Source organism: Burkholderia theae, from assembly GCF_048565265.1.
Lineage (GTDB): Bacteria > Pseudomonadota > Gammaproteobacteria > Burkholderiales > Burkholderiaceae > Burkholderia > Burkholderia theae.
In genome coordinates this window covers 49,820-71,273 of the sequence record NZ_CP183462.1, presented here as the reverse complement: position 1 = coordinate 71,273, position 21,454 = coordinate 49,820, and the positions used below count along the sequence as shown (strand labels likewise).

Below are 21,454 nucleotides of genomic sequence, written 5' to 3'. Positions count from 1 at the left end.
CGTCGATGCCGCTGGCCGCGTTCACACGTTACTTGCAGCTCAACACCGCCAGACCGTTCACACCGCCCACCGTCGGTGCATGAACGCCATACGACACGACGAGATACGGCGTCGCTTCATTCGGTCCCATGAAGCGGGAAAACAGCGACGACTTTGTCGTAACCGACGTCGACATCGAACCGACCTGCGTGCTGCCGCTGAACGTCTGATTCGTGTCCGCGCCGATCGAGTACTGCAGCGTCAAGGCCGCGTTCGCCTGGAGGTAGCCGAATGCGTCTTTCTTGCTGGTCACGACCGCTGCCGCACCGACAAGCGATCCCGGTGCGGTATTGCCGTCGATCGAGGTAGGACGCGTTGCGGCAGCAAGCTCGCAGATCAACTGCGTCTGATCGGTCAGGCCAACCGTGACCGGGGCGCCGACTGCCCAGGTCTGGCCCTGGTTCCCGGTGTACGAGTGGCCGGCGGAGTCGCTACCCGCTGTCCAGCGGCCGATCGCGTAATCGCCATTGCCTGCGATGTCAGTCACGGTGCCGGTCGACAGACTGAGCACGTCGCTGGTTCGCGGCAGCGTGGTGTACGCGCCCGGTGCTTGCGACTTGAGTTGCGATGCGTCGACGCCATTGCTCGACAGCGTGAACGACCCACCCGGGAACGACCCGTCCGCTTTCCACGATACGGGCGGCGTCATCACACTCACGGTCGCGAGGCTGCTCGACAGGGCCTGAGACTGACCCTCCACGCGAATCGACGACGCAGCACCGCCCGGCACATGACCGCCGGCGGATGCGTCGGTCGATGCCGCGGCGCTTCCGCTGCCACCGTCGTCGCCGCCACCACACGCGCTCAGACCAAGCGCGGCCACCACCGCAAACGTTGCCGTCGCGGCTTGCAAGATATGACGCTTCCGATACATGAATTGCATGGTTACTCCTTAGTTCTACTTGACGATCAACGAAATGCCGACCCAAGATCCATGACCTCGATCGGCCCACCCCAACTACGCTCAGAACAACGTGCTGACCTGAAACAACAACGTCGGCGAATCGGTGTTGAAGCCTGGCGGTTTCGACAACGGCCAGCCGAGCGAGACGTCGTAGTTCAGCGCTGCACCGAGCACGTTTTTCGGTGCGAGCTGTCCGCGCACGCCGACGACGGCACCCACGAGCGTGTCGCCGATCAGGTATTGCGCGGCCGGCCCGCGCACACGCCCGGCATCGATGCCGACATACAGCGCCTGCGTGCCGACCGGCGTCGGCACATACCAGTCGAGTTCGTTGGAAACCGCCCAGCCGCTCTCCGCGGCAAGCGTCAGTTGTTGATCGAAACCGCGTACGGCATAACGCGTTCCGATCGTGAAATAGTCGGAAGGGGTCAGCGGTGTGCGTGCGTTCTGCATGTTCCACGCGAACTGGTACGAGAACGCCTGACCGCCGAGCTTGAAAGGCACTTGGGCATTGAAGCTCGCCAGCTCGACCTGCGTCTTGCCGTCGAAGTCCGGCGCACCCACCACCGTGCCGGCATTGCCGGACAAGCCCGGCAATGACGCGCGCCACGCAAGCGAACCGTCGAGCACGACGTTGCCGATGGTTTGCCGATGCGCCAGACCCAGTTCGTAGCCGATGACGTCGCGATGCTGCACCGGAACGTCCACGCCATCGATCGCATTGCGGCTGATCTTGCGGAACAGGTTGCCGCGCAGCTCCGTCCGCGCGTAGGCGTTCCGATGGATCACGCCGGATAGTCCGGCCTGAAGCTGGGACTGAACACCGCTGTATTCGATCGGCTCGTCAAACCCCGCGACGGTCTGCTGGTAGCGCGAGCGGCTCGCGTTCAACGTCAGCATCGCGTAACCGATCGGCACGCTGTAGTTGGCTGACACCGACTGGTTGCCGTGGTCGGATGCGCCGAAGTTTGCGTTCGTCGTACCGGCGATCTGCAGCTGGTCGTAGAGGTGAAATGGCGAGTCGAACGTGATCGAGCCTGACAGTTCGTACTTTCCCGTCGAGTCGAGGCCCGCGTTGTCCGCCCCGATGACGGCGTGCCAGCGCTTGCCGGTTCCGGGATGCAGGACGACCTCCGAGTCGCCGGGATTCACACCCGGCGCAATGTCGAAGGTGGCATCGGACTGCGATTGAAGGCGGCGCAGGTTCTCCAGCCCCTGATCGATGTCGCGCTGGTTCAACAGCGTGCCTTTCGAAGCAGGCAGTGCCGCACGCAACCAGCCGATGGTGGATGGGTCTGCTCGGACGTCGCTGATGCGCCCCGGGACGACACGCAGCGTCAACGTCCCCGATTGCACCGATTGCGTCGGCACGAGAACGCGAGACGTGACATAACCGCGCCCGATCAGTGCGTTATTGGCGGCGTCCTGAATCTGCTTGAGTGCAGTCTTGCCGACACATTGCCCGACGACCGGCTGCAAGAAGCGCGCGAGCCATCCGAACGTGTTGCCTTCCAGCGCGATGGTCGTGACCGGAAAACACGGCGTGTCGAGCGGCAAGCTCGCGACACCGGTCTTCGACGACGTCTCTCCGGTCGGCGTCAGCACATTGGCGCGCGGATTCAGTTCCTTGGCGGCTTCCAGTTGTTGCTGCTGCAAACGCTGAATTTGCGGGCCAGGCGTAATTTCAGACGGCGGAACGGCTTGCGCTAACGTGGAAACACTCGCCAACACCGAAATCAACACGGCCGAAGTTTCTCGATACTTCATGGGTTGGCGGCGTAATGATTGGTCTCGCACGCATCGTAATTCAATGAAACATATTCAGGCAGATTGCCTGAAATACGAATAATCGTTGTCCGATTGTTATTCCACCTTGCCTTTCAAACTCGTCCTATATTTTTACGGAACCATCCTGTGCAGCCATCGGCACTCACACAATAAATTTGACGATTGGAAAGCTTCTTCGGTGCTGACATTTTTATATTTTTCGGCACCTTGATCACCCAAAACACCGCCTCACACGCCTCCTTCGGCTATCTAGTCACGACAATCCCAATCTTTATTTCCATGGAATCTGCAACAGATATCCTCGCGAACACATCTCCACCAAATCTTAATTTCTTTTACCGATACTCAATCCCTCACAAATCACAATTATGCGAATTATTTATCCCGATAAGCCAACCTCAATTTCATTGACATCCGTTTTATTGATTTATCAGTCATCACAATAGGTCGAATACGATCGGTACGAATTTCGTCATGTCGCACATTCACAACAGATGACCGACTACATCGAACCACGCGTTCCTCACCGCCCGGCATTCCGCCGCCCCTAGCTCGGTTGGCGTTCTCATCCCGCCGAATTCTTGGTGCGCCATGCGCGCGCGAGTATGCTTGTAGCTCGAACGACTTCCCACACCGGCAGCGCAGCGCATGCGACCTCGCGCTGGCGTAGCCAACCGCCATCTACCATTCATGGACTTCGACGTAATCGTTCTGGGCGCCGGCATCGTCGGCGTCTCCGCCGCGCTGCACCTGCAGGACCGCAGCCGCAAGGTCGCCCTCGTCGATCGCGGTGCGCCCGGCGAAGGCACGAGCTTCGGCAACGCGGGGCTGATCGAGCGCTCGTCGGTCGAGCCGTATCCGTTCCCGCGCAGCCCGTTCACGCTGATGCGCTATGCGCTGAACCGCTCGACCGATCTCTACTGGCACAGCGCGTCGCTGCCCGCGTTCGCGCCGTGGCTCGCGCGCTTCTGGTGGGAATCGGCGCCGATGCGTCACGCGGCGGCGTCGCGCGACATGCTGCCGCTGATCGAGCGCTGCCTCGTCGAGCACGACGCGCTGATCGCGCGGGCCGGCGCCGGGGAGCTGATCCGTGCGAACGGCTGGCTGGAAGCGTTCCGCACGCCGGCCGCGTTCGAACGCGGCGTGGCCGAAGCCGGCCTCACCGCGCGCCGCCACGGGCTCGGTATCACGCCGCTCGATGCCGCAGCGCTGCTCGCGCACGAACCGAGCCTCGCGCCCGGCTTCTGCGGCGCGCTGCACTGGCTCGATCCGAAAAGCGTCGTCGATCCGTCCGCGCTCGTCAAAGCGTACGCGCAGCTCTTCGTGCAAAACGGCGGCACGCTGCTGACCGGCGACGCCGCGAGCCTCGACGCGCTGTCGCCCGGCTGGCAGGTCAACACGCAGGACGGCACGGCCGCGGCACCGGCCGTCGTCGTCGCGCTCGGCCCGTGGTCCGACACGGTGTTCGTCAAGTTCGGCTACAAGATTCCGCTGCGCGAGAAGCGCGGTTATCACATGCACTACGCGCCTTCCGCGCAGGGCGTGCCGTCGGCGCCGATCGTCGATCGCGAATACGGTTACGTGATCGCGCCGATGCGGCGCGGGCTGCGGCTCACGACCGGCGTCGAGATCGCGCGGCGCGGCCTGCCGCCGACCGGCGTGCAGCTCGAACGCGCGGAACGCATCGCGCGCCCCGTGTTCGGTTTCGGCGAACGGCTCGACCCGCAACCGTGGCTCGGCTTCCGGCCTTGCACGCCCGACATGCGCCCGGTGATCGGCCCCGCGCCCGCGCACCGCGGGCTGTGGTTCTCGTTCGGGCACAACCATCACGGGCTGACGCTCGGCCCCGTCAGCGGCCGCCTGCTGGCCGAGATGATGACGGGCGAAACACCGTTCACCGATCCGGCGCCGTATCGCGCCGACCGCTTCTGAACGTCTAACGCGAGAACGCGCGCTCAGTCGAGCGCGCGGCCGAAGATGCGGATCACTTCGTCGAGATGCTCGGCCATCGCGCGGCGCGCGGCTTCCGGATCGCGCGCGCGGATCGCGTCGAGGATCGCGCGGTGCTCCAGTTCCGACCGGTGCGGCATGTCGTTCGGCATGTAGAGCGACTGCAGCCGCTGGAACATCAGGTCGTACTTGTGCGCGAGCAGCTGCTTGATCATCAGCGCATACGCGGGGTTGTCGCTCGCTTCCGCGATGCGGATATGGAACAGCCGGTCGCCCGGGTGCGTGAGCGAGCCGCTGCGGTTGTCTTCCTGGTTGCGCAGGAACGCTTCGTGGATGCCTTCGATCTGCTCGTCCGAGCCGTGCTTCGCGGCGAGCGACGCGGCTTCCGGCTCGATCAGCCGGCGCGCCTGCAACAGCGCGAACGGCGGGATTTCGGTATCGAGGTCGAGCGCGATGCCGAGTTCGGGATCGATCTCGACGATCGTGAACGGCGCGGCTTTCGCGTCGGGTTCGGGCTCGGGTGCGGCGGCCGTTTCGGGATGGCGCACCTTCACGCCGTCGCCGACGCGCACGCTGACGAGCCCGCTCACTTCGAGCGCGATCAGCGCTTCGCGCACCGACGTGCGCGACACGCCGAACTGTTCGGCCAGTTCGCGCTCGGGCGGCAGATAACTTCCCGGCGGAAAATCGCCGGACTCGATCATCGCACTGAGCTTGTCGGCGATCTGCTGGTAAAGGCGGCGGTTCTGAATCGGCTGGATGGACATACGTTGATGCTGGTGATCGGTTTCGTTGCGTACGGTCTGACGAATCGCACAGACCGTTCGCGCCTATTTTATATGCCGCGCTTCACATCGCCCGGCACCGCATAGCATCGCGCGGCCGTGCCGCCCCACAGCGCGTTGCGTTCAGCGGCCGACAGCCGCGATTCGGCCCAGCGTTCGACGATCGACGCCACTTCGTCATACGACGCGGCGAGCAGGCATACGGGCCAGTCCGACCCGAACATCAGCCGCTGCGGCCCGAACGCGTCGAGCGCCGCATCGAGGCATTGCTCGATGTGCCGGATATCCTGCCCGCGCAACCCGCGCCGCCAGTCGGTCTCGGTCACGAGCCCCGACAGCTTGCACGCGACATGCGGCAACGCACCCAGCTCGCGCAACGCGGCGCGCCAGCGCGCGAGCGCCGTTTCGTCGCGCTCGAACTCGGCGAGCGGGGGCTTGCCGACATGATCGAGCACGAGCCAGTGCGCGTCGTGCCGTGCGCAGAACGCATGCACGTCCGGCAACTGGCGCTCGAACACGAGCACGTCGTACACATAGCCGTGCGCCTGCAGCCACGCAACGCCGCGATTGAAACCGGGATCCGCGACGAACGAATCGACGTCGGCTTCGTCCTGTATCTGGTGACGAAAGCCGCGCAGCTTCGGGCTGGCCCATTCGGCGATACGGTCCGCGAGTTGCGGCGCACCGAGATCCTCCCAGCCGACCACCGCCGCGATACGCGCGTCGTCGCGGGCGAGATCGAGCAGGAACGCCGTCTCGTCGCGCCCCGCGCGCGCCTGCACCGCGATCGACGCGCCGAGTGCCTGCGTATGCATCAGCGGCCACAACGCGTCAGGCAGGTAGTCGTGCGCGAGCACGTCCATTCCGGGGCCGATCCACGGATAGTCGGCCGCGCGATAACGCCAGAAGTGCTGGTGGGAATCGATGCGCACTGCGCCCATGGTGTCCTCGTGTTCGGTCGTCGCGGCGGCGACGTGCGCCACCGCGACGCAACGTTCAGTCGTACAGCACCGCCGCGATCTTCGGATCGTCGATATTGGTCTTGTCATACCAGTAGAAACCGGTATCGATGACCTTCGGCAGCTTCGCGCCCTTGATCGCCTTCACGGCCGCCTCGACCGTCTTGTAGCCGATCCCGATCGGGTTCTGCGTGATCGCGCCGGCCATCAGCCCGCTGCGGATCGCATCCTTCTGCTGCTTGCCCGAATCGTAGCCGACGATCACGACCTTGCGCTTCATTTCGCGCACGCCGTTGACCACGCCGATCGCCGAGCCTTCGTTGGTGCCGAACAGCCCCTTGAGCTTCGGATACGCCTGCAGGATCGACTTCGTCACCTCGGTCGACTTCAGCTGGTCGCCTTCGCCGTACTGCACGGTCACGACCTGCACCTTCGGGTGCGCCGACTTCATCCGTTCGAGAAAACCGTCGCGGCGGTCGATGCCGGTGCGGCTCGTCTGGTCGTGCGCGACCACGGCCACCTCGCCTTCGTCGCCGATCAGCGCGGCGAGCTTGTCGGCGGCGAGCGATGCGGCGGCCTTGTTGTTGGTCGCGGCGGTCGTCACCGGGATGTCGCTGTCGACACCCGAGTCGAACGCGATCACCGGGATCTTCTCGGCCTGCGCCTTCTTCAGCAGCGGCAGCGCGGCCTTGCTGTCGAGCGCCGCGAAGCCGAGCGCGGCCGGTTTCTTCGCGATCGCGGCCGACAGCATGTCGATCTGCTTGTCGACCATCGCCTCGGTTTCGGGCCCCTCGAACGTCACCTTCACCTTGTAGTCCTTCGCGGCCTGCAGCGCGCCCGATTTCACGGCCTGCCAGAACTGATGCTGGAAGCCCTTCGAGATCAGCGGGATATAGGTTTCCTGCGCGTGCGCGCCGGCCGTGACGCCCACGGCGAACGTCAGCCCGACGATCGCGTTCAACACCTTGCTCCTGATCACTTCGCGTCTCCTTTTTTCGTTTCGAATGGAACGCCGGCCGAAACCGGCGGTGAAGCGCATTCCTGCATCGGTCGCGTCGTTCAGCGGCGGCGCCGGCGCAGGATGTCGACGTAGACGGCCAGGATGATGATCACGCCCGTCACGACCGTCTGCCATTCCTGCGCGACCGACATGATGCGCAGGCCGTTGGTCAGCACGCTCATGATGAACGCGCCGATGATGGTGCCGACGATGCTGCCCGCGCCGCCCGACAGCGACGTGCCGCCGATCACGACGGCCGCGATCGCGTCGAGCTCGTAGCCCTGCCCGAGCGCGGGCTGCGCGGAATTCAGCCGCGACGCGATCAACAGCCCCGCGATCCCGCACACCGCGCCGCTGAACGTGTAGACCGCGATCTTCCACGCATCGACGTTCACACCCGACAGCCGCAGCGCTTCCTCGTTGCTGCCGAGCGCGAACGTGTAGCGGCCGAAGATCGTCCGGTTCAGCACGATCGACGCGCCGATCGCGACGAGGAACAGGATCAGCACCGCGTTCGGAATCGGCAGCGCGGGAATCAGGTTGCCGATCAGCGAATCCTGCGCGATCGACGTGAAGCCCGGCGTGTCGTTGAAGTAGATCGGCCGCGTGCCCGAGATCACGAGCGACAGCCCCTTGAGCAGCATCATCATGCCGAGCGTCGCGATGAACGGCGGCACCTTCATCTTCGCGATCACGAAGCCCGACACGCTGCCCGACAGCGCACCGAACAACAGCGCGGCCAGGATCCCGAGCGGCAGCGGCATCCCCCATTTCGTCAGCACGACGCCGGCCATCACCGCGCAGAACGTCATCAGCGTGCCGACCGACAGGTCGATGCCCGACGTGATGATCACGTAGGTACAGGCGACGGCCAGCACGCCGTTCACGGCGGTGGCCTGCAGGATCGTGACGAGGTTGTCGACTTCGAGGAAGTTCGGCGATGCGATGCTGAAAAACACGATCAGCAGCACGAGGCTCGCGAATGCGAGCAGCTTCTGGCGTGCGGCCGGGTTGAAGAAACGGGCGCGGAAGCCGGGGGTGCCGGCCTGCGAATCGCCGGAAGCCAGGGGCGGGACGGGATGCGTATCGTTGGGCATGATCGGGTAAGCGTCTGAATCAGGACAATACGGTCGACTCGCGCTGCGTCGCGAGCTGCATGATCTTTTCCTGCGTGGCGTCGGCCGCGCGCAATTCGCCGGTGACGCGACCTTCGCACATCACGAGAATCCGGTGGCTCATGCGCAGCACCTCAGGCAATTCCGACGAGATCATCACGATCGCCTTGCCATCGGCGGCGAGCGCGTCGAGCAGCTTGTAGATCTCGCTTTTCGCGCCGACGTCGATACCGCGTGTCGGCTCGTCGAAGAACAGGATGTCGCAGTCGCGCAGCAGCCACTTCGCGATCACGATCTTCTGCTGGTTGCCGCCCGACAGCAGCCGTGTGGGCTGCGCGACCGACGGCGTGCGGATCGCGAGCTGCCGCACGTAGGCCTGCGCGGTGTCGCGCATCTCGCGCGCGTCGAGGAACACGCCGCGCCGCACGAAGCGGTGCATGCTCGACAGCGCGATGTTGTTCTGCACATCCATCCCGACCGCGAGCCCGAAGTGCTTGCGATCCTCGGACAGGTAGCCGATCCCGTGCGCGACCGCGTCGGCCGGCGTGCGGATCGTCACGGTCTTGCCGTGCACGCGGATCTCGCCCGCGTCGACCGGGTCCGCGCCGAACACCGCACGCGCGACCTCGGTGCGGCCCGCGCCCATCAGCCCCGCGAAGCCGAGGATCTCGCCGCGCCGCAGCGTGAAGCCGACATCGCGGATCGCACGGCCGCGCGACAGCCCGCGCACTTCGAGCGCGACGTCGTTCGCGGACGTATCGGGCGGCGTGCGGTATTCGGTATCGAGCTGGCGGCCGACCATCATGGAGATGATGGTATCCATCGACGTGTCCGCCATCGGCACGGTCGCGACGTACTTGCCGTCGCGCATCACGGTCACGCGATCGGCGATCTGGCGCAGTTCGTCCATCTTGTGCGAGATGTAGACGATGCCGACGCCGTGCGCGCGCAGGTCGCCGATGATGCGGAACAGCTCGGCGATCTCCGCGTTGTTGAGCGCGGCGGTCGGCTCGTCCATGATCAGCACGCGCGAGTCGAACGACAGCGCCTTCGCGATCTCGACCATCTGCTGCTTCGCGACCGTCAGCCGGCCGACCGGCGTGCGCGGATCGAGATCGAGCCGCATCCGTGCGAAGATCGCGGCTGCGTCGCGGTTCAGTTTGTCCTCGTCGACGAACACGCCGAAGCGGCCGCGCGGCTCGCGGCCGATGAAGATGTTCTGCGCGACGCTCAGGTGGTTCATCAGGTTCAGTTCCTGATGGATGATGCCGATTCCGAGCGCCTGTGCGGCACGCGGATCGGCGATCTCCACCGCGCGGCCGTCCATCCGGATCTCACCTTCGTCGCGCTGGTACACGCCCGCGAGGATCTTCATCAGTGTCGACTTGCCGGCGCCGTTCTCGCCCATCAGTGCATGCACTTCGCCGGCACGCAGGTCGAAACGGCAATCGTCGAGCGCCTGTACGCCCGGAAAGCGCTTGCCGATGCCGCTCAATGCAATCAGCGGCGGCGCGGCGTTCAGGTTCGGGTCGGGTTGCATGGGGTCGGGGCTCCGCTGCATTCAGCCGATCGCGCGATCGAGATGCGTATAACCGCCATCGACGAACAGCCACTGGCCCGTCGTGTGCGACGCGCGTTCCGACAGCAGGAACACCGCGGTGTCGGCGATTTCCTCGGCCGTCGTGAAGCGCTTGCCGAGCGGCACCTTGTCGGCGATTCCCGCGAGCTTCGCATCGGGATCGTCGAAACCGGCGAGCCAGTTCCTGTAAAGCGGCGTCATCACCTCGGCCGGGATCACCGCGTTCACGCGCACGCCGTCGTCGCGCAACGCGACGGCCCACTCGCGCGTCAACGCGAGTTGCGCGCCCTTCGCTGCGCAATAGCCGCTCGTGTTGCCCTGCCCGGTGACGGCCGTCTTCGACGAGATGTTGACGATCGCGCCGCGCGTCGCCTTCAAGTGCGGCACGCAGTAGTGCGCCATCACGTAGTAGTGGATCAGGTTGCGTTCGAGCGACGCGACGAAGGCGTCGCGCCCGGCGTCGAGCCCGATGCCGTCGTTGATGCCCGCGTTGTTGACGAGGCCGTCGATGCGGCCGAACTGCGCGATGGTTTGCGCAACCGCGTCGCGGCACTGCGCGTCGTCCTGCAGCTCGACGGACACGCACGCGGCACGCGGCTGCTTCTGCGCAAGCTCGCGCCAGAACGCGTCGTCGGGCGCGTGGCGCGCGAACACCACCGGAATCGCGCCTTCGCCGGCGAGCCGCATCGAGATGGCGGCGCCGATGCCCGACGCGCCGCCGGTCACGATCACGACCTTGTCTTGCAGATTCAAATCCACTTCGCGTCTCCGTCGTTCATGTTGTCGCCGCGCACGTCGTGCGGTGTGCCGCGTGCATCGCCGTGCTTCAGCCGCGGAACCGGTATTGCTCCAGCGATTCGGGCTTCATCTCGATCGAGAAACCGGGCGCCGTCGGCGGCATGTAGGCCGCGTCGCGCACGACGCACGGTTCGACGAAATGCTCGTGCAGGTGATCGACGTATTCGGTCACGCGCCCTTCCTTCGTGCCGGAAATGCACACGTAGTCGATCATCGACAGGTGCTGCACGTACTCGCACAGCCCGACACCGCCCGCATGCGGGCACACCGGCAGCCCGTACTTCGCGGCCATCAGCATCACCGCGAGAATCTCGTTCACGCCACCGAGCCGGCACGCGTCGATCTGCACGACGTCGATCGCGCCGCGCGCGATGAACTGCTTGAACAGCACGCGGTTCTGGCACATCTCGCCGGTCGCGACCTGCACGGGCGCGATCGCCTTGCGGATCTTGCGATGCCCTTCGACGTCGTCGGGGCTCGTCGGCTCCTCGATAAACCACGGCCGCGCGAATGCCAGCTCGCGCACCCAGTCGATCGCTTCGTCGACTTCCCACACCTGGTTTGCATCGATCATCAACTTGCGGTCCGGGCCGATCACCTCGCGCGCGATCGTCACGCGGCGGATGTCGTCCTCGAGGTTCGCACCGACCTTCAGTTTCACGTAATCGAAACCGGCGTCCACCGCCTCGCGGCACAGCCGGCGCAGCTTCTCGTCGCTGTAACCGAGCCAGCCCGCCGACGTCGTGTAGCACGGGTAGCCGTCGCGTTCGAGAATCGCGATCCGTTCGGCCTTGCCGGGCGCCTGCCGGCGCAGCAGGTCGAGCGCTTCGTCCGGCGTCAGGCAGTCGGTCAGGTAGCGGAAATCGATCGCACGCACCAGTTCCTCCGGGCTCATGTCGGCAACGAGCCGCCACAGCGGCTTGCCCACCGCCTTCGCCCACAGATCCCACACCGCGTTGACCACCGCGCCGGTCGCCAGGTGGATCGCGCCCTTGTCGGGGCCGATCCAGCGCAACTGGCTGTCCGACGTCACGTGCCGCCAGAAGCGGCCCATGTCCTCGCGGATCCAGTCGAGGTCGAGGCCGACGACGAGGTGACGCATCGCGTCGATCGCCGCGCAGCAGATTTCGTTGCCGCGCCCGATGGTGAACGTGAGCCCGTGACCTTCGAGCCCGTCGCGGTCGGTTTCGAGCACGACGTAGGCGGCCGAATAATCGGGGTCCGGATTCATCGCATCGGAGCCGTCAAGCTGGCGCGAGGTCGGGAAGCGCACGTCGAGGACGCGCATCGATCGAATGATAGGCATGGCGAACCGTCCGGGAAAAGGGAATCAGGCCTGCACGGTGCGCTGGCGTTGCTCGCCGAGCCCGTCGATGCCGAGCGTGATCACCTGCCCGGCGCGCAGATACACGGGCGGCTTCTGCCCGAGGCCGACGCCCGGCGGCGTGCCGGTCGAGATCACGTCGCCCGGCTGCAGGCTCATGAAGCGGCTCAGGTAGCTGATCAGGTGCGGCACGCGGAACACCATCGTCGCGGTCGTGCCGTTCTGGTAGCGATGGCCGTCGACGTCGAGCCACAGCCGCAGCGCGTGCGGATCGGGCACCTCGTCGGCCGTCACGAGCCACGGGCCGAGCGGCCCGAACGTGTCGTTGCCCTTGCCCTTGTCCCACGTGCCGCCGCGTTCGAGCTGGTATTCGCGCTCCGACACGTCGTTCACGACGCAGTAGCCCGCAACGTGCGACAACGCGTCGGCTTCCGCGATGTAGCGGCCGCCCTGGCCGATCACCACGCCGAGCTCGACTTCCCAGTCGGTCTTTTCCGAACCGCGCGGAATCTCGACGTCGTCGTTCGGCCCCGAGATCGCGCTCGTCCACTTGCCGAACACGACGGGCTCCTTCGGCACCTCCATCCCCGATTCGGCCGCGTGGTCCGAATAGTTGAGCCCGATGCAGATGAACTTGCCGACCCGGCCGACGCACGGGCCGAGCCGCGGCGTGCCTTCGACCAACGGCAGCGACGACGGCGGAATATCGCGCAGCCGCGCGAGCGACGCCGGTGTCAGCACCTCGCCCGCGATGTCGTCGACCACGCCGGACAGGTCGCGGAGGTGGCCCTGCGCATCGAGCAGGCCCGGCTTTTCATGGTGTTTGTCGCCAAATCTCAGCAGTTTCATAGCGTCTGAACGGAATCGGAAAGTGAAGGGGAACGCGCGGTCAGTTCGTCATGGTCAGTTGGACCAGCCGCCGTCGATCAGGTGAATCGCGCCGGTCGTGAACGACGCTTCGTCGGATGCCAGGTACAGCGCCAGCGCGGCCACTTCGTCCGCGCTGCCGATGCGCCCAATTGGCTGGCGCGCGACGAACGCCTGGCGCACCTCGTCGGTCGACACGTGACGCGTGCGCGCCTGGTCGGCAATGCGCTGCTCCAGCGACGGCGACTCGATCGTGCCCGGGCAGATCGCGTTGCAGCGGATGTTCTGCGCGACGAAATCGGCGGCCACCGCCTTGGTCAGCCCGATCACGGCCGCCTTGGTCGTGCCGTACACGAAGCGGTTCGGCACGCCCTTCACGCTCGACGCGGCCGATGCCATGTTGATGATCGACGCGCCGCCGGCTTCGAGCATCGCCGGCAGCAGCGCGCGGATCAGCCGGTACATCGACGTGACGTTCAGGTTCAGCGAGAACGCCCATGCGTCGTCGTCGCAATCGAGGATCGAGCCGTGGTGCACATAACCCGCGCAGTTGAACAGCACGTCGAACGCGCGTTCCTGCGCGGCGAGCGCCGCGACGTCGTGCGCGTCGGTGACGTCGAGCCGCCGCGTGGTCAGCCGACCGCCCACGCATTCGGCGTCGGCCTCGAGCCGCACGAGCGCGGCCTCGTTGATGTCGGTCGCCAGCACGTCGGCGCCCTCGCTCGCGAACCGCAGCGCGGTCGCGCGGCCAATGCCCTGCCCGGCCGCCGTGACCAGCGCGCGCTTGCCCTGCAATCTCATGAGGTCGTCTCCCGAAAAACAGGCCGTCAGCCGGCCGATTGGCACAAAGGACTAAAGGTCCAACCAATCATAGGGAGTGATCGCGCGTTTGTCACGAATTCGCGATTCAGTATTTACCCGGGCCGCTCAATCCGTCTGGCAGGCAATCGTCCGGCGCTCGGCAGGCCCCGCCAGTGCGCCCATGGATTCGCGCAAACCCAATGCCGGCGGGCCTCTCAGCGGATTTTCCGCACACGCCCAGCGCGGCTGCCGCGCGAAACTGACAAAAACGTCATGTGCGCGTCAGGGTCTCAACGGGTAGCGCGCGCCATCATGGCGTTACCGGACCGCGCTTCCGGTGCATCGCCACCCCGCCCGCGTTCGATCCCTGCGGGCACCTCCGTCCCCCGGCGATGTACTTCCGTGACTGGGCGAGCAGACACGGCGCGCGGGCCGATTTCGCGCCCCGGGCTTTCGGTCCGGGGCGTTTTTGTCCGTGGATTCCAAGAAAGTAAGCATGGATTGTTTCTAAATCGGCAAAAGGTAATTTGAGCCAGACAGGATGTTTTTTCCGGTCACAGACGCTTACATTTAGCGCACCACTCATGGAAACCGCTACGGATTCGCCATCGGGTAGTGACATCCACTGCCAAGGACGATCCGCACGAGCTTTAGGAAACGGCAAATGAAGGCCTCCCAATCCCTGCCTGCGCTCGATCCCGCCGACGTCCACGTCGAAATTCTCGAACGTTCCGATACGCTGCTCGTCGTCCGCTGGGTCGAGCCCGGCCGCTGTCACTACGGTGAACAGCGCTGGCGCCGCCGCTTCGCGCAACGCACCGGCACCTGCGCGCTGTCGCGCCAAGTCATCCACCGCGGCGACGAAGTCTTCCGCCCGGCCGAACGCCCGGCGCCCGCGAACGCGGCCGCGATGATCTCCGCCGCCGAAGTCCTCGCGCTGGCCGGAGGCAGGTAAATCCTGCCGGCTGCGTGCCGGGGGCCCGCTGCGCCGCACGGCGCGCCAGCCCTAGAATCGCCGGTCTAATTCCCCCGCTTGTCTGCCACGCCCGCGCGCACTATCGTTACACCACTCAATGTAACGATTACGCGCCGCGACCGACCGGTCGCGCCGCTGGAGGCAGACATGCATGCATGGAGCGCGCGCCACGTCCCGGCGCAGGGCGGCAAGGTCGCGGTCGTGACCGGCGCCAACAGCGGTCTCGGCTGGCAGCTCGCGGAAACGCTGGCCGCGAAAGGCGCGACGGTCGTGATGGGCTGCCGCGACGCCGCGCGCGCCGCGCAGGCGGCCGATGCGATCCGCCAGCTCCATCCCGATGCACGCGTCGAAGTCGACCCGCTCGACCTCGCCGATCTCGCGTCGATCGAACGCTTCGCGGCCGACGTGGCCGAACGCCACGGCCGCGTCGACATCCTCTGCAACAACGCCGGCGTGATGTTCCTGCCGCTGCGGCATACGCTCGACGGCTTCGAGATGCAGTTCGGCACCAACCACCTCGGCCATTTCGCGCTGACCGGCCATCTGCTGCCCGCGCTGCGCGCCGCGCGGCGGGCGCGCGTCGTGACGATGTCGAGCGGCTTCAACCGAGGCGGCCGGATTCGCGTCGACGACCTGCGCGCCGAGCACCGCTACAACCGTTATCTCGCCTATTGCGACAGCAAGCTCGCGAACCTGGTGTTCGCGATCGAACTGCAGCGCCGCTTCGAGCGTGCCGCGTTCGCCGGGATCAGCGTGGCCGCGCATCCCGGCTATGCGGCGACCAACCTGCAGTTCGCCGGCCCCGCGATGGACAGCTCGCCTGCCCGCGCGGCGCTGATGCGCGCCGCGAACCGTTATCTCGCGCAGCCGGCCGACCAGGGCGCGCTGCCCGCGATCCATGCGGCGACCTCGCCCGATCTCGCGGGCGGCGCGTACATCGGGCCGTCCGGCTGGTTCGAATCGCGCGGGCTGCCAGCGCCCGCGAGCGTGCCGCGTTCGGCGCGCGACGTGGCCTCGGGGGCGCTGCTGTGGGAGGCGTCGGAAGCCGCAACGGGCGTGCGCTTCCTCAGCTCGGGTGCGCCGGCCGGGCGCTCGCCGGGCCGGCCGTTCGACACGGCAGCCCAGGCGCGCTGAAACGCGCGCCGCCATCCGCAACATTCCTCATACTTATTACGCCAACCGAAAAGAAAGCCGGTTGAAAGACTGGATCGGCGCGCCACTGTTACCGAACAGGAAACAATTTATCGTCAAAATCAGCGTTTACCCTCAACCGTCCGATGACTAAGATTTGATCAATCGCTTAAGACATGGTGTCGAGAGCGAACTCAATAAAACACCGGAGGTCATCATGAAATCGCTCATTTCCGCAGTCGTTGCCGCTGCCGCCCTGTCCGCTTCGTTTGGCGCATTCGCGCAAAGCACCGTGACCCGCGCTCAAGTGAAGAACGAACTGGTTCAGCTCGAACAAGCCGGCTACAAGCCGGGTGTGTCGAGCCCGTATTACCCGAACGACATCCAGAGCGCCGAAGCACGCGTTCATGGCGCCGACACCAGCGGCTACGGCGCGCAACCGGCTCCGGCCGTCCACTCGGGCGCCCCGGCTGCAACGTCGTCGAACGCACGCGACTCGGTCTTCTTCGGCCAGTAAGCCGAGACGCCCCCGGCGGGCGCCGCGCATCGCGCGATGAAGACGTATCAGGACGAGCCCCCTAGCGGGGCTCGTCCTTTTTTATGAAACGCATACCTCCGCCGCCCGGCAGCGGGTGGCTTCGCCCGGGCGCGTTGCGTCCGGGCGCTTTTTCGTTTGCGAGGCAGGCGTGGGGGGATGGGGTCAGGCGCGCCGGTCAGCGCGCCGCGGCTGCCGCAGGCGCCGAACGCGACAACACCCGCCACCGCGACAGCAGTTCATCGCGATCGACATAGCAACCCTGCAAGTGCCGGCGGCCGGTCGACGGATCGAACTCGGTGCGCGCATGCAGCACGCGCCGGTTGTCGAACGCCCACATGTCGCCCGCCCGCAGCCGTCGCTGCACGCGAAAGCGCGGCTCGCGCGCGAGCGCGAGGAACCGCCGGTACGCGCGATAGACGGCCGCGACCGATCCGGCCGGCGCATCGAGCGGCCCGCGCAGGAAGTTCGCGACACGCACCTCGGTCACGTTGCCGCGCGCATCGAGCCCGATCACCGGCGCCGAACAGCGGTAGTCGCTGTTCGCACTCTTGTTCCAGAACTCGAACGGCGTCGACGCAAGTTGCGCGAAATCGGCCGGATGCTCGCGCCGCAGCGCATCCGCGAGTGCGAAACCGTCGAGGAACACACTGTCGCCGCCCGTCGCATCGTTCGCGAGGCAATGCAGGAACTGCACACCCGGCTGCAACTCGCGCGTCGGCAAATCGGTGTGCGGCGGCAGGTTGAGCGACGTATACGCATTGCTGTCCGGGCGCGGCTTCGATTCAACGTCGAACAACACGCCGAAATTGCTCTCACGAATCAAGCCGACGCGGCGTGCAATCTCGTCGACGCGGCCGCGCTCGGCCGGCACGCCTTCGACGAGCGTCAAGCCGGTGCGTTGCAACGCGTCGAGCCAAGCGAGCAATGCGCCGTCGTCCTCCATCACGTCACGCCACGCGAACACACCGATCGCCGTCGCATCGTCGCCGGCCCACACGTGCCGTCCGTGCGCGGCCAAACGCTCCGCGCGCGACGCGTCATCGTATGCATGCGCGCGCAACCAGCCCGGCGACCACGCGCTGCGGTGCCCGTCGTTCCACTCGACATGCAGCGCCCCATCGGCTTCGACGTACACCGTGAGTGCCGACAGATCCTCGCGCGCATCAGCAATCTCGAACACCTGTTCACGCGTGATCGCATGCACGCACGCGGAACATGCGCAGTTGTCGCGCAGCCAGTCGAAATGGAACGGCGATCGTCGCGTGTCGCTCCACTCGACGTCCACCGCTTCTGCGCCGATCGTTGCCTCCGCAATGGCCACGTCGGCGGAAAACGTCCGCCAGTCCTCGATACGGTGTTGCGCTGCCTGCATCGTTGCCTCCTGGAAACGCCCGCTACGCGTGTGGTGCGAGCAGAAACCCGCCGACCATCCGGTGCAGCCGCGCCGCCTGCGGACTCGTCCCGAGCGCGCGCCAGCAGCCGTGCACCAGCCCCTCTCCCATCCAGTACTGCGCGACGCCGCCGGCCGCGCGAATCCGTTCGACATACACACGCGCATCGTCGCGCAGCGGATCGTGTTCCGCGCCGATCGCGAGCACGGGCGGCAGGCCGTCGAAACGCGCCGCCGCGAGCGGCACCGACGCGCGTAACAGCGGGTCGCCGTCCAACTGGCCGTCCCAATACAACGCGCGATAACGGTGGACGTCATCGAGCGTCAGCATCGGCGCGTGCGCTTCCGTTTCGCGCGCGGGCGACTGCGGTTCGACGCCAAGCATCGGATAAACGAGCGCGATGCCGTCGAGGCCGCCTTCGCCCGCATCGCGCAGCGCGGTGGCGACGGCCGCCGCGAGCATGCCGCCCGCGCTGTCGCCCGCAAGCGTCAGCGGATACACGCACGCCCCGAACGGCCAGCGTGCGTCGCGCGCGGCACGCGTGACGGCCAGGCAATCGTCGAGCGCGGCCGGCGCGCGGTATTCGGGTGCAAGCCGGTAGTCGACGGCGATCACGTCGAGCCCCGTGTCGGCCGCCAGTTGCGCGGTGATCAGCGCATGACTGTCGAGCGAGCCGACGACGAAACCGCCGCCATGAAAAAACAGCACCGTGCCGCGCGACGCGCCGTGCGCGGCCGTGTAGCGCCGCAGCGCGATCGCGTGCCCGTCGGGCGCGTGCCATACGGCATCCTGCTGCACGATGCCGGCCGGCAACGCGGCAGGTGTCCATGCGGCCGCGAAGCGATCGTAGAGACGGCGCTGCTCGTCGGGCGAGCGCGCCGCCGCGTCGGCCGGATACCACGCGTCGACGGCGGCGACGAACGCCGCGATTTCCGGTTCGAGCATCGGGTGCGCTCCGTGGTTGAAGGTCGACGCTAACGGCGCGGCGGCAGGCCGATCACACGGCCCGCATACGCAGGCGCCGCGCAATCGCGCTGCAACGCATGAAGCTCGGCCACGCGCGCGGCAACGTCGTCGTCGAACGGCGCCGATTTCGCGCCGTCGCGCGTATCGACATGCAGCAGCATCTGCTCGCTCGCCGATACCGCGTCGTCATGCCCATCCGCGAACAGTTCGAGATACAGGTGCAGCCGCTTCGCGTCGTGCGCGAGCACACGCGCATCGACACGCACCGGCGTGCCCTCCTTGATCTCGTGCAGATAGTTCACGTGCGCCTCGAGCGTGTAGACCGAGCGGCCCCGCTCGCGACGCGCGGCATCGTCGAGCCCGATGCGATCCAGCAACGCATCGGTCGCGAAGCTGAAGATCAGCAGGTAGAACGCATCGCGCAGGTGGCCGTTGTAGTCGACCCACTCGGGCCGCACCACGTCGCGGTAAATCGTCAGCGGGGTATCGCCCGTCATCGCCTGTCCTTTATTCCTCGAATCGCATCCCGTGCCGCGCCTTCACCGCGGCAATCGACTTCAGCACCTCGGTGATGCACTCGTCGCGATAGCGTTCGAGTTCCTTGATGCTGCGCGTGCCCTGCTGTTCGGTCGTGCCGTCGACGACGCTGTCGATCAGCGCATCGGTCAGCGTCGGCGCGACCAGCTTCGTCCACGGCAGTTCGAGCGCGGGGCCGAACTGCTGCATGAAGTGTCGCATGCCTGCGTCGCCACCGGCCAGCGTGTAGGTCAGGAACGTGCCCATGAACGACCAGCGGATGCCCGCGCCGAAGCGGATCGCATCGTCGATCTCGCCGGTCGTCGCGACGCCTTCGTTGACCAGATGCAGCGCCTCGCGCCACAGCGCTTCGAGCAGCCGGTCCGCGATGAAACCCGGCACTTCCTTGCGCACGTGCAGCGGCCGCATGCCGAGCTTGCGATAGATCTCCATCGCGGCTTCGACCGCTTCCGGCGACGTGCGCTCGCCGCCGAGCACCTCGACGAGCGGCAGCAGGTAAACCGGATTGAACGGATGGCCGACGACGCAGCGCTCCGGATGCGTCGCACGTGCATAGAAATCCGTCGGCAGCAGCCCCGACGTCGACGACGCGATGATCGCGTCGGGCTTCGCCGCACGGCTGATCTGCTCGTGCAGTTCGAGCTTCAATGCCTCGCGCTCGGGCGCGCTTTCCTGGATGAAATCGGCATCGGCGACGCACGCTTCGATCGTCGCCACGAAACGCAGCCGCGCGGGATCGGCGCCCGGCGCGAGGCCGACGCGTTCGAGCGCGGGCCACGCATTGGCGACGTTCGCGCGCAACCGCTCTTCCGCGCCCGGCGCGGGGTCCCACACGACCACGTCGAGACCGTGCGCGAGCGCGCGGGAGATCCACCCGCTGCCGATCACGCCGGTGCCGATGGCGGCGAACGTCTTGATGTCGGTCTTCACAGCCATGTCAACGCATCCTTCAAATCAGGGGAAATCGGTGGGCGGCCGCGCCCGTGCGCGCCGCCCGGTCGTATCGGTCAGCGAAAAAACTCACGCGAACTCGGCGATCGCGCGGCGTTCGAGCGCCCGCTCGCCACGCGCCGGCAGGCCGAGCTTGCGGCGGCCTTCGGCCGGCGTCAGCACGCGGGCGCCGAGCCGTTCGATGATCTCGCGGGCGCGCTCGACGAGCGTGCCGTTGGTCGCATGCACGCCGCGATCGAGCCAGATGTTGTCTTCGAGGCCGACGCGCACGTGGCCGCCGAGCAGCATCGCCTGCGCGACCATCGGCATCTGCATGCGGCCGATCCCGAAGCCGGCCCAGTGCGCGCCCGGCGGCAGGTTGTCGACCATCGCCTTCATCGTGCCCGTATCGGCCGGTGCGCCCCACGGAATGCCGAGGCAGAGCTGGAACAGCGGCGGATCGTCGAGCAGCCCTTCCTTCAGCAACTGCTTCGCGAACCACAGATGGCCGGTATCGAAGATCTCCAGTTCCGGCTTCACGCCGAGTTCCTGGATGCGCTTCGCGCCGGCGCGCAATTGCGCGGGCGTCGACACGTAGATGTAGTCGCCGTCGCCGAAATTCAGCGTGCCGCAGTCGAGCGTGCAGATCTCCGGCAGCAGTTCCTCGACGTGCGCGAGGCGCGTGAGGCCGCCGACGAGATCGGTGCCCTTGCCGAAGCGCATCGGGTCTTCGCCCGGGCCGATCTCGAGATCGCCGCCCATGCCGGCCGTCAGGTTGATGATCACGTCGACGTCGGCGGAGCGGATGCGGTCGACCACTTCGCGGTACAGGTTCGGGTCACGGCTGCCGCGTCCCGTCTGCGGATCGCGCACGTGGCAATGCGCGACGGTCGCGCCGGCCTTCGCGGCCTCGATCGCGGCGGCCGCGATCTCCTTCGGCGTGACCGGAATCGCCGGATGCTTGCCGACCGTATCGCCCGCGCCGGTGACGGCGCAGGTAATGATGACTTCGTGATTCATGCTGTTTGCCTCGCTTGATTCTGGTTGTTTCGCATTGCTTATGTTTTGTCCGTGCG

20 protein-coding genes are annotated in these 21,454 nt (G+C 66.4%); 4 read left to right on the top strand and 16 right to left on the bottom strand.

Annotated elements, in window-relative coordinates:
• Positions 1-28: 28 nt before the first annotated feature.
• Positions 29-922 carry a hypothetical protein gene (locus tag ACN22W_RS17870; protein ID WP_419688781.1) on the bottom strand — a complete coding sequence of 298 codons (894 nt, stop codon included), beginning with the start codon at positions 920-922 and terminating at the stop codon, positions 29-31.
• An 81-nt stretch (positions 923-1,003) separates the two neighbouring features.
• A complete protein-coding gene (locus ACN22W_RS17865; protein ID WP_419688779.1) occupies positions 1,004-2,710 on the bottom strand; it encodes a ShlB/FhaC/HecB family hemolysin secretion/activation protein in 1,707 nt (568 codons plus the stop codon).
• Positions 2,711-3,421: 711 nt separating this feature from the next.
• Between ACN22W_RS17865 and ACN22W_RS17860 the strand changes: the two genes are divergently transcribed.
• Positions 3,422-4,663 (top strand): NAD(P)/FAD-dependent oxidoreductase, encoded by a 1,242-nt coding sequence (locus tag ACN22W_RS17860; RefSeq protein ID WP_419688777.1) that lies wholly within the window; start codon positions 3,422-3,424, stop codon positions 4,661-4,663.
• Positions 4,664-4,686: 23 nt separating this feature from the next.
• Here the strand turns inward: ACN22W_RS17860 and ACN22W_RS17855 are convergent, their stop codons facing one another.
• From ACN22W_RS17855 to ACN22W_RS17815, 9 genes are all read right to left on the bottom strand, one after another.
• The gene (locus ACN22W_RS17855; RefSeq protein WP_047902565.1) at positions 4,687-5,448 is read right to left on the bottom strand and encodes a FadR/GntR family transcriptional regulator; all 762 of its coding nucleotides are present in this window, start codon (positions 5,446-5,448) and stop codon (positions 4,687-4,689) included.
• A gap of 68 nt (positions 5,449-5,516) precedes the next feature.
• On the bottom strand, positions 5,517-6,407 hold the full coding sequence (locus tag ACN22W_RS17850; RefSeq protein WP_419688775.1) for an amidohydrolase family protein: 891 nt from the start codon (positions 6,405-6,407) through the stop codon (positions 5,517-5,519).
• Between the two features lie 55 nt (positions 6,408-6,462).
• Entirely contained in the window at positions 6,463-7,404 is a 942-nt protein-coding gene (locus tag ACN22W_RS17845; protein WP_419688774.1) for an ABC transporter substrate-binding protein, read from the bottom strand.
• Positions 7,405-7,484: 80 nt separating this feature from the next.
• Positions 7,485-8,522 carry an ABC transporter permease gene (locus ACN22W_RS17840; protein WP_129515594.1) on the bottom strand — a complete coding sequence of 346 codons (1,038 nt, stop codon included), beginning with the start codon at positions 8,520-8,522 and terminating at the stop codon, positions 7,485-7,487.
• 19 nt (positions 8,523-8,541) lie between these two features.
• Positions 8,542-10,080, bottom strand: coding sequence for a sugar ABC transporter ATP-binding protein (locus ACN22W_RS17835; protein ID WP_419688772.1), 1,539 nt, complete (start codon positions 10,078-10,080; stop codon positions 8,542-8,544).
• Between the two features lie 21 nt (positions 10,081-10,101).
• Entirely contained in the window at positions 10,102-10,878 is a 777-nt protein-coding gene (locus ACN22W_RS17830; RefSeq protein WP_412023896.1) for an SDR family oxidoreductase, read from the bottom strand.
• Positions 10,879-10,945: 67 nt separating this feature from the next.
• A complete protein-coding gene (locus tag ACN22W_RS17825) occupies positions 10,946-12,223 on the bottom strand; it encodes an L-fuconate dehydratase (protein WP_419688770.1) in 1,278 nt (425 codons plus the stop codon).
• Positions 12,224-12,247: 24 nt separating this feature from the next.
• Positions 12,248-13,090 carry an ureidoglycolate lyase gene (locus ACN22W_RS17820; protein WP_048243385.1) on the bottom strand — a complete coding sequence of 281 codons (843 nt, stop codon included), beginning with the start codon at positions 13,088-13,090 and terminating at the stop codon, positions 12,248-12,250.
• A 54-nt stretch (positions 13,091-13,144) separates the two neighbouring features.
• Positions 13,145-13,909: an SDR family oxidoreductase gene (locus ACN22W_RS17815; RefSeq protein WP_419688768.1), complete on the bottom strand. Its 765-nt coding sequence runs from the start codon at positions 13,907-13,909 to the stop codon at positions 13,145-13,147.
• Positions 13,910-14,573: 664 nt separating this feature from the next.
• On the opposite strand from ACN22W_RS17815, the gene ACN22W_RS17810 reads away from it, so the two are divergent.
• The 3 genes from ACN22W_RS17810 to ACN22W_RS17800 all read left to right on the top strand — a co-directional run bounded on the left by ACN22W_RS17810 (position 14,574) and on the right by ACN22W_RS17800 (position 16,533).
• On the top strand, positions 14,574-14,864 hold the full coding sequence (locus tag ACN22W_RS17810) for a DUF3331 domain-containing protein (RefSeq protein WP_048243381.1): 291 nt from the start codon (positions 14,574-14,576) through the stop codon (positions 14,862-14,864).
• A gap of 168 nt (positions 14,865-15,032) precedes the next feature.
• Positions 15,033-16,019 (top strand): oxidoreductase, encoded by a 987-nt coding sequence (locus tag ACN22W_RS17805; protein ID WP_419688766.1) that lies wholly within the window; start codon positions 15,033-15,035, stop codon positions 16,017-16,019.
• A 214-nt stretch (positions 16,020-16,233) separates the two neighbouring features.
• A complete protein-coding gene (locus tag ACN22W_RS17800; RefSeq protein WP_048243377.1) occupies positions 16,234-16,533 on the top strand; it encodes a DUF4148 domain-containing protein in 300 nt (99 codons plus the stop codon).
• A 196-nt stretch (positions 16,534-16,729) separates the two neighbouring features.
• Here the strand turns inward: ACN22W_RS17800 and ACN22W_RS17795 are convergent, their stop codons facing one another.
• From ACN22W_RS17795 to ACN22W_RS17775, 5 genes are all read right to left on the bottom strand, one after another.
• Positions 16,730-17,926, bottom strand: a complete 1,197-nt coding sequence (locus tag ACN22W_RS17795; protein WP_419688764.1) for a TauD/TfdA family dioxygenase — start codon at positions 17,924-17,926, stop codon at positions 16,730-16,732.
• Positions 17,927-17,948: 22 nt separating this feature from the next.
• Positions 17,949-18,890: an alpha/beta hydrolase gene (locus ACN22W_RS17790; RefSeq protein WP_419688763.1), complete on the bottom strand. Its 942-nt coding sequence runs from the start codon at positions 18,888-18,890 to the stop codon at positions 17,949-17,951.
• A gap of 29 nt (positions 18,891-18,919) precedes the next feature.
• Entirely contained in the window at positions 18,920-19,408 is a 489-nt protein-coding gene (locus tag ACN22W_RS17785) for a thioesterase family protein (RefSeq protein ID WP_048243371.1), read from the bottom strand.
• Between the two features lie 10 nt (positions 19,409-19,418).
• The gene (locus tag ACN22W_RS17780; protein WP_419688761.1) at positions 19,419-20,384 is read right to left on the bottom strand and encodes an L-carnitine dehydrogenase; all 966 of its coding nucleotides are present in this window, start codon (positions 20,382-20,384) and stop codon (positions 19,419-19,421) included.
• 84 nt (positions 20,385-20,468) lie between these two features.
• Positions 20,469-21,398, bottom strand: coding sequence for a 3-keto-5-aminohexanoate cleavage protein (locus ACN22W_RS17775; protein WP_129515605.1), 930 nt, complete (start codon positions 21,396-21,398; stop codon positions 20,469-20,471).
• Positions 21,399-21,454: the final 56 nt, after the last annotated feature.

Excerpts from the sequence above, each read along its gene's own strand:
- ACN22W_RS17870 (WP_419688781.1), bottom strand. The coding sequence starts at position 922 with ATGCAATTCATGTATCGGAAGCGTCATATCTTGCAAGCCGCGACGGCA.
- ACN22W_RS17865 (WP_419688779.1), bottom strand. The coding sequence starts at position 2,710 with ATGAAGTATCGAGAAACTTCGGCCGTGTTGATTTCGGTGTTGGCGAGT.
- ACN22W_RS17860 (WP_419688777.1), top strand. The coding sequence starts at position 3,422 with ATGGACTTCGACGTAATCGTTCTGGGCGCCGGCATCGTCGGCGTCTCC.
- ACN22W_RS17855 (WP_047902565.1), bottom strand. The coding sequence starts at position 5,448 with ATGTCCATCCAGCCGATTCAGAACCGCCGCCTTTACCAGCAGATCGCC.
- ACN22W_RS17850 (WP_419688775.1), bottom strand. The coding sequence starts at position 6,407 with ATGGGCGCAGTGCGCATCGATTCCCACCAGCACTTCTGGCGTTATCGC.
- ACN22W_RS17840 (WP_129515594.1), bottom strand. The coding sequence starts at position 8,522 with ATGCCCAACGATACGCATCCCGTCCCGCCCCTGGCTTCCGGCGATTCG.
- ACN22W_RS17835 (WP_419688772.1), bottom strand. The coding sequence starts at position 10,080 with ATGCAACCCGACCCGAACCTGAACGCCGCGCCGCCGCTGATTGCATTG.
- ACN22W_RS17825 (WP_419688770.1), bottom strand. The coding sequence starts at position 12,223 with ATGCCTATCATTCGATCGATGCGCGTCCTCGACGTGCGCTTCCCGACC.
- ACN22W_RS17820 (WP_048243385.1), bottom strand. The coding sequence starts at position 13,090 with ATGAAACTGCTGAGATTTGGCGACAAACACCATGAAAAGCCGGGCCTG.
- ACN22W_RS17815 (WP_419688768.1), bottom strand. The coding sequence starts at position 13,909 with ATGAGATTGCAGGGCAAGCGCGCGCTGGTCACGGCGGCCGGGCAGGGC.
- ACN22W_RS17810 (WP_048243381.1), top strand. The coding sequence starts at position 14,574 with ATGAAGGCCTCCCAATCCCTGCCTGCGCTCGATCCCGCCGACGTCCAC.
- ACN22W_RS17805 (WP_419688766.1), top strand. The coding sequence starts at position 15,033 with ATGCATGCATGGAGCGCGCGCCACGTCCCGGCGCAGGGCGGCAAGGTC.
- ACN22W_RS17800 (WP_048243377.1), top strand. The coding sequence starts at position 16,234 with ATGAAATCGCTCATTTCCGCAGTCGTTGCCGCTGCCGCCCTGTCCGCT.
- ACN22W_RS17795 (WP_419688764.1), bottom strand. The coding sequence starts at position 17,926 with ATGCAGGCAGCGCAACACCGTATCGAGGACTGGCGGACGTTTTCCGCC.
- ACN22W_RS17790 (WP_419688763.1), bottom strand. The coding sequence starts at position 18,890 with ATGCTCGAACCGGAAATCGCGGCGTTCGTCGCCGCCGTCGACGCGTGG.
- ACN22W_RS17785 (WP_048243371.1), bottom strand. The coding sequence starts at position 19,408 with ATGACGGGCGATACCCCGCTGACGATTTACCGCGACGTGGTGCGGCCC.
- ACN22W_RS17780 (WP_419688761.1), bottom strand. The coding sequence starts at position 20,384 with ATGGCTGTGAAGACCGACATCAAGACGTTCGCCGCCATCGGCACCGGC.
- ACN22W_RS17775 (WP_129515605.1), bottom strand. The coding sequence starts at position 21,398 with ATGAATCACGAAGTCATCATTACCTGCGCCGTCACCGGCGCGGGCGAT.